At 65.4% G+C, this 15,551-nt stretch carries 14 protein-coding genes; 12 read left to right on the top strand and 2 right to left on the bottom strand.

Annotated elements, in window-relative coordinates; all coding sequences use genetic code 11:
- The first annotated feature begins 46 nt into the window (after positions 1-46).
- The 6 genes from EN862_RS03525 (at position 47) to EN862_RS03500 (ending at position 7,848) form a co-directional block, all read left to right on the top strand.
- Positions 47-508, top strand: a complete 462-nt coding sequence (locus EN862_RS03525; protein WP_126059708.1) for a DUF4126 domain-containing protein — start codon at positions 47-49, stop codon at positions 506-508.
- The gene (locus tag EN862_RS03520; RefSeq protein ID WP_127864460.1) at positions 505-1,881 is read left to right on the top strand and encodes an FAD-containing oxidoreductase; all 1,377 of its coding nucleotides are present in this window, start codon (positions 505-507) and stop codon (positions 1,879-1,881) included. The genes EN862_RS03525 and EN862_RS03520 overlap by 4 nt, the downstream gene beginning before the upstream one ends.
- Positions 1,882-2,077: 196 nt before the next feature.
- Positions 2,078-3,250, top strand: a complete 1,173-nt coding sequence (locus EN862_RS03515) for an MFS transporter (protein ID WP_127864459.1) — start codon at positions 2,078-2,080, stop codon at positions 3,248-3,250.
- Between the two features lie 158 nt (positions 3,251-3,408).
- Positions 3,409-4,464: a succinylglutamate desuccinylase/aspartoacylase family protein gene (locus EN862_RS03510; protein ID WP_127864458.1), complete on the top strand. Its 1,056-nt coding sequence runs from the start codon at positions 3,409-3,411 to the stop codon at positions 4,462-4,464.
- Between the two features lie 237 nt (positions 4,465-4,701).
- Positions 4,702-6,891, top strand: a complete 2,190-nt coding sequence (locus EN862_RS03505; RefSeq protein WP_127864457.1) for an anthranilate synthase — start codon at positions 4,702-4,704, stop codon at positions 6,889-6,891.
- Positions 6,892-6,918: 27 nt separating this feature from the next.
- Positions 6,919-7,848, top strand: coding sequence for a cation diffusion facilitator family transporter (locus tag EN862_RS03500; RefSeq protein ID WP_281035833.1), 930 nt, complete (start codon positions 6,919-6,921; stop codon positions 7,846-7,848).
- Positions 7,849-8,081: 233 nt separating this feature from the next.
- On the opposite strand, the gene EN862_RS03490 is transcribed toward EN862_RS03500, so the two are convergent.
- Positions 8,082-9,182, bottom strand: a complete 1,101-nt coding sequence (locus tag EN862_RS03490; protein ID WP_127864455.1) for a hypothetical protein — start codon at positions 9,180-9,182, stop codon at positions 8,082-8,084.
- Positions 9,183-9,280: 98 nt separating this feature from the next.
- Here EN862_RS03490 and EN862_RS03485 point away from each other — a divergent pair, with 98 nt between their 5' ends.
- The 5 genes from EN862_RS03485 to EN862_RS03465 all read left to right on the top strand — a co-directional run bounded on the left by EN862_RS03485 (position 9,281) and on the right by EN862_RS03465 (position 12,908).
- Positions 9,281-9,715 (top strand): DsrE family protein, encoded by a 435-nt coding sequence (locus tag EN862_RS03485; RefSeq protein WP_127864454.1) that lies wholly within the window; start codon positions 9,281-9,283, stop codon positions 9,713-9,715.
- A gap of 82 nt (positions 9,716-9,797) precedes the next feature.
- Positions 9,798-10,571, top strand: coding sequence for an SDR family oxidoreductase (locus EN862_RS03480; protein WP_127864453.1), 774 nt, complete (start codon positions 9,798-9,800; stop codon positions 10,569-10,571).
- A 51-nt stretch (positions 10,572-10,622) separates the two neighbouring features.
- Complete coding sequence (locus EN862_RS03475; RefSeq protein ID WP_127864452.1) at positions 10,623-10,934, top strand: putative quinol monooxygenase; 312 nt, start codon at positions 10,623-10,625, stop codon at positions 10,932-10,934.
- Positions 10,935-11,002: 68 nt separating this feature from the next.
- Positions 11,003-12,106 (top strand): AbrB family transcriptional regulator, encoded by a 1,104-nt coding sequence (locus EN862_RS03470; protein WP_127864451.1) that lies wholly within the window; start codon positions 11,003-11,005, stop codon positions 12,104-12,106.
- 49 nt (positions 12,107-12,155) lie between these two features.
- A complete protein-coding gene (locus EN862_RS03465; protein ID WP_127864838.1) occupies positions 12,156-12,908 on the top strand; it encodes an SDR family NAD(P)-dependent oxidoreductase in 753 nt (250 codons plus the stop codon).
- Positions 12,909-12,931: 23 nt separating this feature from the next.
- On the opposite strand, the gene EN862_RS03460 is transcribed toward EN862_RS03465, so the two are convergent.
- Positions 12,932-13,819, bottom strand: a complete 888-nt coding sequence (locus EN862_RS03460; protein ID WP_127864450.1) for a LysR family transcriptional regulator — start codon at positions 13,817-13,819, stop codon at positions 12,932-12,934.
- Between the two features lie 146 nt (positions 13,820-13,965).
- Here EN862_RS03460 and EN862_RS03455 point away from each other — a divergent pair, with 146 nt between their 5' ends.
- Positions 13,966-15,501, top strand: coding sequence for an MFS transporter (locus tag EN862_RS03455; RefSeq protein ID WP_127864449.1), 1,536 nt, complete (start codon positions 13,966-13,968; stop codon positions 15,499-15,501).
- Positions 15,502-15,551: the final 50 nt, after the last annotated feature.

Genomic DNA, 15,551 nt, shown 5'->3' with positions numbered 1-15,551 from the left:
TGCCTTCATGGAACCGTGCGAGGTTCCGATTTTGAGGGGGTCGATCATGCTTTACCTGCTTGCACTGCTGATAGGTGTCGTTGCCGGCCTGCGCGCCATGACAGCGCCGGCCGCCGTCGCCTGGGGTTCTTATCTCGGCTGGCTGCCGGTCGCCGGCACCTGGGCGAGCTTCATGGGCCACTGGATCGCCGTCGGCATCTTCACCATCCTGGCGATCGTCGAATTGGTCACCGACCAGTTGCCGTCGACACCGAGCCGGAAGGTGCCGCAGCAATTCGGCGCCCGTATCGTCCTAGGCGCCTTTACCGGCGCGGTGATTGGCGCGACCGGCGGCGCCACCATCGGCGGGCTCATCGCCGGAGCCATCGGCGCGGTGATCGGCACGCTGGGCGGAGCCGAGGTGCGTGGCCGGCTGGCCGCCGCCTTCGGCAAGGATCCGCCCGCCGCCTTCATCGAGGATGCGGTGGCCATCATCGGCGGCCTGCTGATCGTGGCGGCGGTCGCATGAGCGCCAAAGCCTTCGACGCCATAGTCATCGGAGCCGGCCAGGCCGGCACGCCGCTCGCCGGCCGGCTCAACGCGGCCGGCATGAGTGTGGCGCTGATCGAGCGCAAGCTCATCGGCGGAACCTGCGTCAACACCGGCTGCATCCCGACCAAGACGATGGTGGCGAGCGCCTATGCCGCCCATCTCGCCCGCCGCGCCGCCGACTATGGCGTGACGGTTTCCGGTCCCGTCGGCGTCGACTACAAGGCGATCAAGGCGCGCAAGGACAAGGTGTCGGGCGCTTCCCGCACAGAGCTCGAGACCTGGATCGCAGGCATGGAGAAGTGCACGCTCTATCGCGGCCACGCGCGCCTTGAATCGACCAACACCGTGCGCGTCGGCGAGGATCTGTTCACCGCGCCAAGGATCTTCCTCAACACCGGCGGCCGCGCATCGGTGCCCGACCTGCCCGGCGTCCACGACATCCCCTATCTCACCAATTCCTCGATGATGGATCTCGATGTGCTGCCCAGCCATCTGATCGTCGTCGGCGGCAGCTACATCTCGCTCGAATTCGCGCAGATGTTCCGCCGCTTCGGCTCCGAGGTCACGGTGATCGAGAAAGCGCCGCGGCTGACCGGCCGCGAGGACGAGGAAACGTCCGCCGCCATCCAGTCTATTCTCGAAAATGAAGGCATCACCGTCCATGTCGGCGCCGGCGACATCGCGTTCGCCAGGAAAGGCAACGAGATCGCCGTCACCTTCTCCGCTGGCAAGCCGCCGGCTGTCGGCTCGCATGTGCTGCTGGCGCTCGGCCGCGTCCCCAACACCGACGATCTCGGCCTAGAAAAGGCCGGCGTCGCCGTCGACCAGCGCGGCTTCATCGTCGTCGACGACCAGTTGCGCACCAGCGTGCCCGGCATCTGGGCGATGGGCGACTGCAACGGCAAGGGCGCCTTCACCCACACCTCCTACAACGACTTCGAGATCGTCGCCGCCAACCTGCTCGACAATGATCCGCGCAAGGTCAGCGACCGCATCGAGGCCTATGCGCTCTATATCGACCCCCCGCTTGGGCGCTGCGGCATGACGGAAGCCGCGGTGAAGAAATCCGGCCGCCGCGCGCTGGTCGGCCAGCGGCCGATGACGCGTGTCGGCCGCGCGGTCGAGAAGGGCGAAACGCAAGGCTTCATGAAGATACTCGCCGATGCTGACACCGGCGAGATCCTCGGCTGCACCGTGCTCGGGCCAGGCGGCGACGAGGCGATCCATTGCGTGCTCGACCTCATGTATGCCAAGGCGCCGATCTCGACGCTGGCGCGCGCCATGCACATCCACCCCAACGTCTCGGAACTGCTGCCGACGATCGCCCAGGAGCTGAAGCCGCTGGCTTAGAGCATTCCAGGAAAAGTGTGACCGGTTAAGGCTTGGCGCCTTCGCCGTAGCCTCCCATCTGAATTCGCGCAAAAAAAGAAGATCTCCGCAAAGCCGATCTCGTCTTTCTGCATTGCTGCGTTGCAACAATGGCGGTTGCGCGCTGAGCATATCCAAAGTCAGTCTCGATTTTGAACCGATTCAGTCTGGACATTCCATGCCGCTGCCGATCCTAGCGCTTGCCATTGCCTCCTTCTGCATCGGCACCACCGAATTCGTCATCATGGGCCTGCTGCCGGAGGTCGCGGCCGACCTTGGTGTCTCGATCCCTTCGGCTGGCCTTCTGGTCACCGGCTATGCGCTGGGCGTCGTGTTCGGCGCGCCGATCGTCGCCATGGCGACCGCGCGCCTGCCACGCAAGCCGGTGCTGGTCGGCCTCGCCACGCTGTTCGTCATCGGCAATCTCTTCTGCGCCATCGCCCCGAACTACTGGCTGCTGATGGCAGCACGCGTCTTCACCGCTTTCGGCCACGGCGCCTTCTTCGGCATCGGCTCCGTCGTTGCCGCCAGTCTCGTTCCGCGCAACAAGCGGGCAAGCGCGATCGCGCTGATGTTCGCCGGCCTGACGCTGTCCAACATCCTCGGCGTTCCCGCCGGCACGGCGCTGGGCGAAGCCTTCGGCTGGCGCGCCACTTTCCTCGCCGTCGTCGGCATCGGCCTCGTCTCGGTCGCGGCCATCGCCTGGCTGGTGCCGTCGGATGTCGCGGAGCCCAGCGGCGGCGGCCTGATGGGTGAGCTGCGCGTGCTCGGCAAGCTCCAGGTGTGGCTGGCGATGCTGATCGCCTCGCTCGCCTCCGCCAGCCTGTTCGCCGTCTTCACCTACATCAAGCCGTATCTGACCGACGTCTCCGGCCTGCCGACGGCGACCGTGACCTGGGTGCTGCTGCTCTTCGGCGCCGGCATGACCATCGGCAACATCATCGGCGGCAGGCTGGCGGACTGGAAGCTGATGCCGACCGTGATCGGCACGCTGCTTGCCATGGCCCTGCTGTTCGTCGTCTTCGCCAAGCTCGGCGCCATCGCAAGCGTCGCTGTGGCGATTGTCTTCTTGTGGGGCATGCTGATCTTCATCGTCGTGCCGCCTTTGCAGATCCGCGTCGTCGAGGCGGCTGCCGAAGGACCGAACCTTGCAGCCACGCTGAACCAGGGCGCCTTCAATGTCGGCAATGCCGGCGGCGCCTGGATCGGCGGGCTCGCCATCTCCTGGGGCGTCTCCTACGCGAACCTGCCGCTGGTAGGCGCGGCGCTTGCGCTTCTGGCCGTCGCGGTGGCGGTGCTGTCGCAGTCGCTTGACCGCCGCGCGATCCTGGAGCCGCAGCCCGCTGAATAATGCTCGGCGTCTTCGCCGTAGCAGGCTCGGCGTTTTCGCCGTAGCGGGCTCGGCGCCTCGCCGTAGCTGGCTGTTGCCATACGGCGTAGCGCGGCCTGGACCACTCGACATCCCAATCGCGAACAGGCATTTGGGTGGCCTCTTCATTTGGAGGCCTCATGCAGAAGACGATCGAGCGCATCGCCGGCGACGCCGAAGGCACGATTTACGAATTCCCGGTCTTCCGCTTCGAAGGCAAGGACAAGGCGGCCCCTTCCGCCTATCTGCAGGCCGCTCTTCACGCCGGCGAGCTGCCGGGCGTCGTCGCCATCGACGCGCTGATGCCGATGCTTGCCAGGGCCGACACCGAGGGTCGGATCAGGGGTCCGATCACCATTGTGCCCTGGGCCAACCCGATCGGCCGCGCGCAATATCATTTCGGCGAGCATCAGGGCCGCTTCAATCTCGGCACCCGCACCAACTTCAACCGCTCCTTCCCTTTGCTTGCGGCGCCCGACGCCAGGCTTCTGCCGGATGTCAGCCTTGGTGGCGCCGACCGCCGGCTGAAGAATCGGCTCGTCCAGCTCTCGCTCGGCAGCGATATCGTGCTCGACCTCCACTGCGATGACGAAGGCCTCGCCTATCTCTACATCCACACCAGCCTGTGGCCGCATATGGCCGACTGCGTCGCTGCCATGGGCGCCGAAGCTGTCCTTTTGTGGAGTGAGGACAGCACCGGCACCTTCGAGGGCGCCTCGATCATGCCCTACCAGAATGTGCCCGCGAGCGTCGCGCGCTTCGAGTGTCGCGTCGTCACCACGGTCGAATATCGCGGCATGCTCGACGTCGATGGCGCACTGGCCGCTTCCGATGCCGGGGGCCTCTATCGCCTGCTGGTGACACGCGGCGTCGTTCAGGACCCGTCCCTGCCGAAATTCGAGAAATTCTCAGGACCGGTCGTACCGCTCGAGAACATCGACATGATGCCCTCGCCCAGGGCCGGCGCGATCCTCTACGACGTCAAGCCCGGCGACCGCGTCAAGAAGGGCGACAGGCTGGCGACGATCGTGCACGCGCCCGGCGAGGCCGGCGGCCGCACGGAAGTGTTTGCTCCGCAGTCGGGCTTCATCCTGACCCGCCGCGCGCGCCGCATCATCCGCGCCGGCGAGGATCTTCTCAAGCTCGCCGGCGACGGCAGGAGCAGCGACGCGCGCTCGGGCACGCTGGAGGATTGAGGACGGCGGTCTTCACCATCCGGGTGAAATCCAGTTGCACCGACCTCCATTCGCCGCTATGGGAGTCGCCATGAACATGCGTTCGAACAAGACCGTTTGGTGGTGGGCTCGCTGACAGCGGCCGGTTCGTGCGTGTGCGCGTGAAAGTAAGGGTGGCCGCAGCGGAATGTCCGGGCGGCCATTTGTTTTTTAGAGCCATTCCCGGGTCCGTTGCCCAAAACGCTGATGGAGACGGCAATGACGACTAAAGTTCTGGACAACGGGGCCGAGCGCTTCGTCACCGCCGGCGGCGTGACGATCACCCGCGAACGGCACGACAGGCCCTATGAAGGCGCGATCGACGCCTATGTCGACGGCCTGAATTCACGCCGCGGCGCGGTGTTTTCGTCGAACTACGAGTATCCGGGCCGCTACACGCGCTGGGATACCGCCATCATAGATCCGCCGCTGGTGATCTCCGCGCGCGGTCGCGCCATGCGCATCGAAGCGCTGAACAAACGCGGCGAAGTGCTCCTGCCCGTGATCGGAAAGGCGCTTGGCGCGCTGAGCGAAGTGACGATCGCGGAGACCTCGAAGACGCTCATCCGCCTCGATGTGGCAAAACCCGGCCGCGTCTTCACCGAAGAGGAGCGCAGCCGCGTTCCGTCCGTCTTCACCGTGCTGCGCGCCATCACCGCTTTGTTCAAGACCGCCGAGGACGCCAATCTCGGTCTTTACGGCGCCTTCGGCTACGACCTCGCCTTCCAGTTCGATCCGGTCGACTACAAGCTCGAGCGCAAGGAGAGCCAGCGCGATCTGGTGCTGTTCCTGCCCGACGAGATCCTCGTCGTCGACCATTATTCGACCAAGGCCTGGACCGACCGCTACGACTATTCCGGCGACGGCTTCTCGACCGAAGGTCTGGCCCGCGATGCCCATGTCGAGCCGTTCAAGACCGCCGACCGCATCCCGCCGCGTGGCGACCATGAGCCGGGCGAATACGCGAACCTCGTGCGCCGGGCGATGGAAAGCTTCAAGCGCGGCGACCTGTTCGAGGTCGTGCCTGGACAGATGTTTTACGAGCGCTGCGAGACCCAGCCCTCCGACATCTCGCGCAAGCTGAAATCGATCAACCCCTCACCCTATTCCTTCTTCATCAATCTCGGCGAAAACGAATATCTGATCGGCGCCTCGCCGGAGATGTTCGTGCGCGTCAACGGCCGCCGCGTCGAGACCTGCCCGATCTCGGGCACCATCAAGCGCGGCGACGACGCCATTTCCGACAGCGAGCAGATCCTCAAGCTGCTCAACTCCAAGAAGGACGAGTCCGAGCTGACCATGTGCTCGGATGTCGACCGCAACGATAAGTCGCGCGTCTGCGAGCCGGGCTCGGTGCGCGTCATCGGCCGCCGCCAGATCGAGATGTATTCGCGCCTGATCCACACCGTCGACCACATCGAGGGGCGGCTGCGCGAAGGCATGGACGCTTTCGACGCGTTTCTCTCCCACGCCTGGGCGGTCACGGTTACCGGCGCGCCGAAGCTGTGGGCCATGCGCTTCATCGAGCAGAACGAGAAGAGCCCGCGCGCCTGGTATGGTGGCGCGATCGGCATGGTCAATTTCAACGGCGACATGAACACCGGGCTGACGCTGCGCACCATCCGCATCAAGGACGGCATCGCCGAGGTGCGTGCCGGCGCCACGCTGCTCTTCGACAGCGTGCCCGAGGAAGAAGAAGCCGAAACCGAACTGAAGGCATCCGCCATGCTCTCCGCCATCCGCGACGCCAAGACCGGCAACGCCGCAGGCGCCGAGCGCGCCGCCGCGCGCGTCGGCGACGGCGTCAACATCCTGCTCGTCGACCACGAGGACTCTTTCGTCCACACGCTGGCCAACTACTTCCGCCAGACCGGAGCCAACGTCTCCACCGTGCGCACTCCGGTGCCGGAAGAGGTTTTCGAGCGGCTGAAGCCCGACCTCGTCGTGCTGTCGCCCGGACCGGGCACGCCAAAGGATTTTGACTGCGCCGCCACCATTAAAAGGGCGCGCAGCCGCGACCTGCCGATCTTCGGCGTCTGCCTCGGCCTGCAGGCGCTGGCCGAAGCCTATGGCGGCGAATTGAGGCAGTTGCACATCCCCATGCATGGCAAGCCCTCGCGCATCCGCGTCTCCAAGCCCGGCATCATCTTCTCGGGGCTTCCCAAGGAAGTGACCGTCGGCCGCTATCATTCGATCTTCGCCGATCCGGTGCGGCTGCCAGACGGTTTCGTCGTCACGGCTGAGACCGAGGACGGCATCATCATGGCTTTCGAGCACCGCAAGGAGCCTATCGCCGCGGTGCAGTTCCATCCGGAATCGATCATGACGCTCGGCCACAATGCCGGCATGCGCATCATCGAGAACATCGTCGCGCATCTGCCGCGCAAGGCCAAGGAAAAGGCCGCCTGAAGGCGGCGCGTCGGGATGAATGCGGCAATGACGATGACGCAAGCAAAGGCGGCGACCAGGCAAAAGGTCGCCAGCCTTGCGTTCTGGTCGATCGTCGTCGCCGGCGTCGTGTTCGTCCTCAAGGTCGTCGCCTGGTACATCACCGGCTCGGTCGCGCTCTACTCGGACGCGGCGGAATCAATCGTCAACGTGATTGCCTCAATCGCCGCTTTCTGGGCGATCCAGATCAGTTACAAGCCCGCCGACCAGGATCATCCCTTCGGCCATCACAAGGCCGAGTACTTTTCGGCCGTGCTCGAAGGGGTGCTGATCGTCGTCGCGGCGCTCCTGATCATCAGCGAGGTGTGGCGATCCTGGCAGCAGCCGGCGCCGCTCGAGCAGCCTTGGCGGGGCCTTGCCATCAACGGCGTCGCGACTGTCATCAACGCCATCTGGGCCTGGATGTTGATCAGCGCCGGGCAGAACGCGAAATCGCCAGCCCTGACCGCCGATGGCCAGCACATCATGACCGACGTCGTGACGTCCGTCGGCGTGCTCGGCGGCCTTGTCGGCGCCGTGCTGACCGGCTGGCAGATCCTTGATCCGGCATTGGCCGTGATCGTCGCGCTCAACATCCTGTGGCAAGGCTGGCATGTCATCGGCTCGTCGATGAGCGGCCTGATGGATCGCGCCGTCGACAGCCAGGAGAACATGCAGATCCGCGACATCATCTCGGCCAATTCGAAAGGCGCGCTCGAGGTGCATGACCTGAAGACGCGCATTGCCGGACGCGCCACCTTCATCGAGTTCCACCTCGTCGTCGACGCCGACATGACGGTCGGCGCCAGCCATGTCATCTGCGACCGCATCGAGGACGCGCTGAAGGCCGAGATCCCCTCGGTACGCGTCACCATCCATGTCGAGCCGGACGACGAGGCCAAGCTGCCGAAAGGCACCACGGCGGTGCCGTTCGCCTAAAGCGAATCATCACTTTGGAAGTTAGCCGGGGCCTCCCAACTTCGTCATTCTAGGGCGAAGCAGGAGCGAAGCTCCGTGGCGAAGACCCTAGAATCCATGCCGTTACCTTTGCCAAGGCGTGCAACGGAGTAGAATTCTGCACCGTTTCAACGCGTTAGCGTCACGGCATGGAGTCTATGGTCTGCGCCGCGTCGCTTCGCTCCTTGCTCCGCCATAGAATGACGAAGCGCTGATTACGGAGCGCAGGCCGACTGCGGCATAGGCTGCAGCCGATAGATTTTGTCGTCCGATTTCGTTTTGCCATTCGCCGCCTTCGAGCAGAGATCGAGGACAGCCACCGCATTGTTGGGGTTGGCCAGCATCATCGTGCCGTTGGCGCCGCGCTTGAGGAAGATCTCCTTCTGCGAAATGTCGCAGGCAAAATCGCTCATCTTCGAGCTGGCCGAGCAGCGCCACTGGTCTCCCTCGCCCTGGCAGGAATAGGTCTGCGTGACCTTTTTGCCTTTCTGCCGCGTCGTCACCGACACGGCGATATCCGCCCCGTCCGGCCAGTTCGCGGCATGGCCGCCGGCGGCGAAGGAGGCAAGCTCGACCGGCCCGCGGAAGACGCGGATCGATTGCGTCAGCTGCTTGGGATGCGATTTCAGATGCGCGTCGTCATAGTCGCGCCCGAAGCAGAAGGGCTGATCGGGCTTCAGCCGTACGCGCAGCGGGTCGCCCAGCGCCGGATCGATGGGGTCGATGCGCGCGAACTCCGCCTTGCAGGTCTCCGCCGGCATCGGAACCAGCTTGAAATTGTCGTCCTCGCTGCCCAGCGCCTGCTTGTTGTATTCGGCCTTGCTCATCGACTCCGACGCGTCGGGATCGAGATAGACGTCCTGCGATAGGGCGGACAGAAGAAGCTTCCCCTTGTCGTCCACCTTCAGCGAAGCCAGCGTGCGGTCGCAATCCATGCCGCAGCGGATGCCGCTCGACGGATCGCTCGGGTCGTTCTTGTTGCACCAGCTGCTCGCCCATTCGGGTTTCTTGCCGTCGCGCACCGTGGTGGTGAGGAAGCCGTTGTAGGAGTTATCCTGGTTGGCGGGGGGCTCTTCGTTCGGCCGGCTGACCGGATCATGGCCGTAGAAGAAGAAGATGCGCGCCACTTTCTGGTGCGGATGCGCCTTGAGATGGGCGGCGTCATAGATGCGGCCGAAGCAGGCATCGGCGCCGTTGGGGCTCAGCTCTTTGAGGCTGAGAGTGTTGTCGGCGCGCGCCGAACCGGCGAAAACGGCAAGGGCAGCGCAAAGCAGCGCGCCAGCCGTGGTCCTCGCTACCATGGTCCTCGATGTCATGTGATCCTCCTCCCACCGACCGGACTGGAGTATGCTAGTCCAGGAGTGCCGCCCGGACCATGCAAAATCATGCGAGGCGGCAAGACAAGGAGGATACGATGCTGCGCCGTGACATCTTTCGCGCCGGTCTTGCCGGTGCCGCAAGCCTATTCGGCCTGAGCCGGGCAAACGCGGCGGCGACTGAGGAGAAGCTGAAAGTGGCCTATCACCTCAGCGACGCGGACAAGGTCAATTTCGTCCTCGGCAACATCAAGAACCACTATGAAGGCACCGGCGGCGATGTCGACATCGTGCTTGTGGTGCACGGTCCGGCTCTTGCCGCCTTCAAATCCAAGGGCGCTTCCGGCGCTGTTTCCAGCCGCTTTGCCGGCCTCGTCCAGCAGGGGCTCGTCCCGCAGGCCTGCGGCAACACCCTGCACGGCATGGAGATCACGCTGACGGACCTGCTGCCGGGCTTCCAGCTTGCCGAGAAGGGGGGCGTCGTAAAACTCGCCGAACTGCAGCGGCAGGGCTATGTCTATCTGAGGCCCTGAACGCGCCCGCACTTGAACGCCAACACTTGAAGGCAAGCCCCGCAATGGCCTACGAAAGACGGCAACCAGGAGGCTAGCCGACATGACGACACTTGCCATCCCTGATCTTGCCGGCAAGGCGGTGCTGGTCACCGGCGCTTCTACCGGCATCGGCGCAGCACTTGCCCGTGCCTACGCGGCGCAGAAATGCCGCGTCGCGCTGCATTACAATGCGAGCCGCGCACCCGCCGAAGCCGTGGCCGAATCCATCCGCGATGATGGCGGTGAGGTGTTTCTGGTTCAGGGCGATTTTTCGATACCTGCCGACGTCGAGCGTGTGGTCGACGAGAGCGCAAACCATTTCGGCCGGCTCGACGGCCTGGTCAACAATGCCGGCGGCATGCTCGGCCGCGTCGCCTATGCCGATCAGGACGAAGCGCATTACGACGCGGTCATGGACCTCAACGCCCGCTCCGTGCTGACCGCCTCGCGCAAGGCGATCCCGTGGCTGAAGCGCCAGGGCGGCTTCATCATCAACACCACCTCGATCGCCGCCCGCAACGGCGCCGGCGGCGGCGCCGGCCTCTATGGTTCGTCCAAGGCTTTTGTCTCCAACGTGACGCGCGGCATGGCCAAGGAGCTGATCGGCTTCGGCATCCGCGTCAACGCGGTCGCGCCGGGCACGATCCTGACGCCGTTCCACGAACGCTATTCGAGCGCCGAGCAGATCAAGGCGATGGTCGCGACCATTCCGCAGGGACGCGCCGGAACGGCCGAGGATTGCGTCGGCGCCTATCTGTTCCTGTCGTCCGATCTGCTGAGCGGTTACATCATCGGCCAGGTGATCGAGGTGAATGGCGGCCAGTTGATGCCGTGACCCGGCGATTGCATACTTGATGCCGCGTGCAACCTGGAGGGAGATCAACGCATGTACGGACTGATCGGCAAGATGCGGGCGGCGCGCGGCCAGCGCGATGCGGTCATGGACGTGCTGCGCGAAAGCACCGCCGCGCTCCCCGGCTGCCTGAGCTACATCATCGCCACCGATCCGGCCGACGCAGATGCCATCTGGGTCACCGAAGTATGGACCGACCAGGCGAGCCACAAGGCCTCGCTGCAGCTGCCGGAAGTCCAGGCCGCGATCGCCAGGGCGCGTCCCTTCATCGCCGGCTTCGAATTCCAGATCGAGACTCATCCGGTCGGCGGCGTCGGCCTCCCCGCGCCCGAAAAGGCCGGCTGACCGCCTCGACACGGATTGTCCGCGAAAAGCGGGTTCGCATTTGTCTGCATCAGGTCTAAGAGCCGGATATGGACTCTTCGCCGGAGCAGCCAGCCCCGAACCAAGCGCCCATTGAACGCATGGCGCGATTGCGCCAGCCGCGGCAATGGCTGGTGCTGCTTGTGTTTTCCCTGCTCTTCGCCGGCGCGCTGGAGCTCGCTGCACTACCGGCGGCGCTGCTGATCGGCCCTATGCTTGCCGCGATCCTCTCCGGCACCAACGGCGCCACGGTGCGCGTGCCGCGCCTCCTGTTCGGCTCGGCCCAGGCGATCGTCGGCTGCCTGGTGGCGAATTCGATCTCCGCCGACATCTTTGCGGCCTTCTACAAGGAATGGCCGCTCTTCCTCGGTGTGGTGATGGCAACCGTTACCGCCTCCAGCCTGCTCGGCTGGCTTATCAGCCGCTGGCGCATCCTGCCCGGCACCACGGCGGTCTGGGGCTCCTCGCCCGGCGCCGCCACGGCCATGGTGCTGATGGCCGGCGCCTTTGGCGCCGACCAGCGTCTCGTCGCCTTCATGCAGTATCTGCGCGTCATCTTCGTCTCGATGACGGCCGCGCTCGTCGCCAGGATGTGGGTCGACACATCCGGCGTCGAGGTTCCGCCGATCGTCTGGTTTCCGCCGATCGATGCCTTCGCCTTTGCCGTCACCATCGGCATCGCGATCGTCGGCGGCTTGGCCGGAAAGCTGGTCAGGCTGCCCTCGCCGTACTTTCTCGGCACCTTCATTTTCGGCGCGCTGATCCATCTCGGCCTCGGCGCGCCGATGCAATTGCCGCCTTGGCTGCTGGCGATCAGCTACGCCATGGTCGGCTGGTCGATCGGGCTGAACTTCACGCGCCCGATCCTGCGCCACGCGGCGCGCGCCCTGCCGCAGATCATCGGCTCGATCGTCGCGCTGATCGCCTTTTGCGGCGGCATGGCCTTCGTCATCAGCCGCCTGCTCGGCATCGATCCGCTGACCGCCTATCTGGCGACCAGCCCCGGCGGCATGGACAGCGTCGCAATCATCGCCGCCGCGGCGCGCAACGTCGACATCTCCTTCGTCATGGCCTTGCAGTCGGCACGCTTCCTGGTCGTGCTGCTCATTGGGCCAAGCGTAGCCAGGCTGGTGGCGCGAAACGTCAGGGCCTGATCCACGCTATTGCAAGGTGGGAGCGAGGAAAATGCCCATGAACCGTCGTGTGAATGCCGTCGATCTTTCCGGCCGCGTCGCCGTGGTGACCGGCGGCGCGCAAGGCATCGGCCTTGCGGTCGCGCGACGCTTGTTGTCGTCGGGCGTCAGCGTGGCCATCTGGGACATCGACCAGGCCGCAATGGCCAAGGCCGTAGCCGAACTCGCTTCGTTCGGCCGCGTCGAGGCCATCCTTTGCGACCAGTCGCAGATCGAGGCCGTCGATCGCGCCGCCGCCCAGACCGAGCGGACGCTTGGCCCCGTCGATCTTCTCGTCAACAATGCCGGCATTGCCGGGCCGGCGGCGACCGTGGTGGACTACGATCCCGCCGCCTGGCGCCAGATCGTCGATATCGACCTCAACGGCGTCTTCTATTGCTGCAAGCGCCTGGTGCCCGGCATGGTCGCGCGCAACTATGGCCGCATCGTCAACATCTCCTCGGTGGCCGGCAAGGAGGGCAATCCCAACGCCGCTGCCTATTCGGCCGCCAAGGCCGGCGTGCTGGCGCTGACCAAATCGCTCGGCAAGGAGCTCGCCGGATACGACATAGCCGTCAACGCGCTCACGCCCTCGCCTGCCCGCACCCGCATTCTGGAGCAGCTCACCGAGGCCCAGGTCGCCTACATGCTGGGCAAGGTGCCGCGCGGCCGTTTCGTCGAGGTCGAGGAGGCGGCCGCCATGATCGCCTTCATGCTGTCGGACGAGAACTCCTTCACCACCGGCGCGACGTTCGATCTCTCCGGCGGGCGCACGACCTATTGATCACAGGCGGCCCGGGGCGGAATCTATCGCCCGACAGCAAGCCGCTCGGGCAGGAAATCGACGAAGACGCGCACCTTGGGCGAGAGGTGGCGATTGGATGGCCACAGCATGCGAAACTGGCCGCGGCCGTCGACATGGTCGTCGAGCACGGTGCGCAGCCTTCCGTCGTGCAGCGCCTCCCGCACCAGGAAATCGGGCATGCAGGCGATGCCGAGCCCGGCAAGCGTCGCGCCCTTCAATGCCTCCATGTTGTTGCAGGTCAGCATGGAGCGTATCTGCGGCGCGGCGCTCCCGGTGATGAACGGCCAATGGAGCAGCCTGCCGCTGTTGAGAAAGCGGAAATGTATGCCGAAATGCGCCGAAAGGTCCGCCGGCGTTCCGGGCGTGCCATGGCGGTCGAGGTAGGAAGCGGCCGCGCACAGGATCATGCGAAAGGGCGCGACCGGCCTCGACACCAGTCGTGAATCGGGCAGCTCGCCGCTGCGGATCGCGACGTCGATACCCTCTTCGATGACGTCCACGACGCGGTCGTTGAAATCGATATCGAGCTCGATTTCCGGGTATCGCGCCATGAATTCCGACAGCACCGGCAACAGCAGGTGATAGGTGACGATCGGGGTGGAGATCCGCAGCCGCCCGTGCGGCGTCTCGCGTGTCCGCGACAGCATCGCCTCGGCATCGTCGATGTCGTCGAGAATGCGGCGTACCCGCTCGTTGAACAGCTTGCCTTCCTCGGTCAGGCCGATGCGCCGCGTGCTGCGCTGCAGGAGCCGCACGCCGAGTTCCTGCTCGAGCCGGGCGACGCTCTTGCCGACGGCGGAAGCGGAGATGCCGAGCGCTCGCCCCGCGCTGACAAAACTGCCGAACTCGGCGGTGCGTGCAAAGGCAAGAAGGCCGTTGAGACGATCCATCGCTTGAATCCATTCGAGCGCTTCATTCCGGTATGAATGGAGATTTGATACTATTTTGCCGGAAATGTCCCTGCCCTATCTTGCGGTTGCGATCGGCGCCGCCAGTCCGCGGCACGCCGGCAACCCCGCCTCGGATAGGAAAATCCATGACTTTGATGACCGGAACCGGCCCCGCCGGCAGATGGCTTGTGCTGCTGTCGGTCTGCCTCGCCGCCATGACGATGCCGTTGAGCTTCACCGGGCCGGCCGTGGCGCTGTCCCGCATTGCCGCCGATCTCGAGGGCAGTCCGCTCGCGCTCAACTGGGTGACCAATGCCTTCATGCTGACCTTCGGCGCCGGCCTGATGGCGGCCGGAGCATTGGCCGACAACCATGGCCGCAAGCGGGTCTTCCTCACCGGCCTCGCCACCTATATCCTTGCCGCGCTGGGCTGCATGCTGGCGCCGGACATCGTCTGGTTCGACATGTTCCGTGCCTTGCAAGGCATAGGCGGCGCTGCCGCCTTCGCCGGCGGTGCCTCAGGACTTGCCCAGGAATTCGACGGGCAATCGCGGCTGCGCGCCTTCAGTTTCCTCGGCACCAGCTTCGGCATCGGGCTCGCCTTCGGCCCTGTCGCCTCCGGCCTGCTCATCGATACATTCGGCTGGCGCGCGATCTTTCTCCTCGTGGCGGCGCTTGGCGTTGCCGCAGGCGCGCTCGGCCTGGGCACCGTCGCCGAATCGCACGACCCGGATGCAACCGGGCTCGATTGGGCGGGAGCCGGCACCTTCACCATCGCGCTTGCCGCGCTGACTTATGGCGTGCTGCAGGCGCCGCAGAGCGGCTGGGCCAATCCCTTCGTTCTCGCGCTCCTTGGCGTGGCTGCCGTCTGCTTTGCCGCCTTCGTCATAGTCGAGCGGCGCGTGGGCCGGCCGATGCTGGATCTGACACTGTTCCGCTTCCCGCGTTTCGTCGGTGTCCAGTTCCTGGCCGCGGCACCCGCTTATGCTTTCGTCGTCCTGCTCGTGCTCTTGCCGATCCGCTTCATCGGCATCGAGGGGATGAGCGAGATCAAAGCGGGGCAATTGATGATATGCCTCTCCGGGCCGCTGCTGATCTTGCCGCTGCTGGCGGGCCAGGCGGCACGCTGGATTGCCCCGGCCACGATCTGCGGCGTTGGCCTGCTGATCGCCGCCGCCGGCCTTGTCTGGCTCAGCCGTGTGCCCGCGGCGGACAGCGCACTGGTGGCCCCGCTGGTCCTGATCGGCATCGGCATCGCCCTGCCCTGGGGTTTGATGGACGGACTTGCGGTCAGCGTCGTGCCGAAGGAGCGCGCCGGCATGGCGGTCGGCATCTTCAACACCACCCGCGTCGCCAGCGAGGGCGTGGCCCTGGCGGTCGTCATGGCGGTCCTGTCGGGCTTCACCGCCACGCAGCTCGGCGCTCAAGGGCTGGCTTCGCCCGCCGATGCGGCATCGGCCGCGCAACTGCTGGTGACCGGCAACCTCGGCGGAACGACGCAACACCTGCCGATGGCTGGCGTCACAGTCCTCATCCGGGCCTATGAGACCGCTTTCGACCGGCTGCTCGTCGTGCTGGCGACCATCACGGTGCTGACGGCCGTCGTCGTCTTCGTCGGCCTGCGTCGCGGATCGGCGCCCGAGCAGGACGTCGCTCCTGTCCCGGCATGCCAGGAAGGCTGACGCCACCAGCCAAGGCAGGTCATCCGGCTTCTGCGCCGGACGCCCTGCTT

Origin of the sequence: Mesorhizobium sp. M2E.F.Ca.ET.219.01.1.1 (assembly GCF_004016445.2) — a bacterium.
Taxonomy (GTDB): Bacteria; Pseudomonadota; Alphaproteobacteria; order Rhizobiales; family Rhizobiaceae; genus Mesorhizobium.
Note: the sequence above shows the minus strand (reverse complement) of the source record. Positions and strands in the feature narration are given on the sequence as shown.

Excerpts from the sequence above, each read along its gene's own strand:
- EN862_RS03520 (WP_127864460.1), top strand. The coding sequence starts at position 505 with ATGAGCGCCAAAGCCTTCGACGCCATAGTCATCGGAGCCGGCCAGGCC.
- EN862_RS03525 (WP_126059708.1), top strand. The coding sequence starts at position 47 with ATGCTTTACCTGCTTGCACTGCTGATAGGTGTCGTTGCCGGCCTGCGC.
- EN862_RS03515 (WP_127864459.1), top strand. The coding sequence starts at position 2,078 with ATGCCGCTGCCGATCCTAGCGCTTGCCATTGCCTCCTTCTGCATCGGC.
- EN862_RS03455 (WP_127864449.1), top strand. The coding sequence starts at position 13,966 with ATGACTTTGATGACCGGAACCGGCCCCGCCGGCAGATGGCTTGTGCTG.
- EN862_RS03460 (WP_127864450.1), bottom strand. The coding sequence starts at position 13,819 with ATGGATCGTCTCAACGGCCTTCTTGCCTTTGCACGCACCGCCGAGTTC.
- EN862_RS03500 (WP_281035833.1), top strand. The coding sequence starts at position 6,919 with ATGACGATGACGCAAGCAAAGGCGGCGACCAGGCAAAAGGTCGCCAGC.
- EN862_RS03505 (WP_127864457.1), top strand. The coding sequence starts at position 4,702 with ATGACGACTAAAGTTCTGGACAACGGGGCCGAGCGCTTCGTCACCGCC.
- EN862_RS03480 (WP_127864453.1), top strand. The coding sequence starts at position 9,798 with ATGACGACACTTGCCATCCCTGATCTTGCCGGCAAGGCGGTGCTGGTC.
- EN862_RS03485 (WP_127864454.1), top strand. The coding sequence starts at position 9,281 with ATGCTGCGCCGTGACATCTTTCGCGCCGGTCTTGCCGGTGCCGCAAGC.
- EN862_RS03510 (WP_127864458.1), top strand. The coding sequence starts at position 3,409 with ATGCAGAAGACGATCGAGCGCATCGCCGGCGACGCCGAAGGCACGATT.
- EN862_RS03475 (WP_127864452.1), top strand. The coding sequence starts at position 10,623 with ATGTACGGACTGATCGGCAAGATGCGGGCGGCGCGCGGCCAGCGCGAT.
- EN862_RS03470 (WP_127864451.1), top strand. The coding sequence starts at position 11,003 with ATGGACTCTTCGCCGGAGCAGCCAGCCCCGAACCAAGCGCCCATTGAA.
- EN862_RS03490 (WP_127864455.1), bottom strand. The coding sequence starts at position 9,182 with ATGACATCGAGGACCATGGTAGCGAGGACCACGGCTGGCGCGCTGCTT.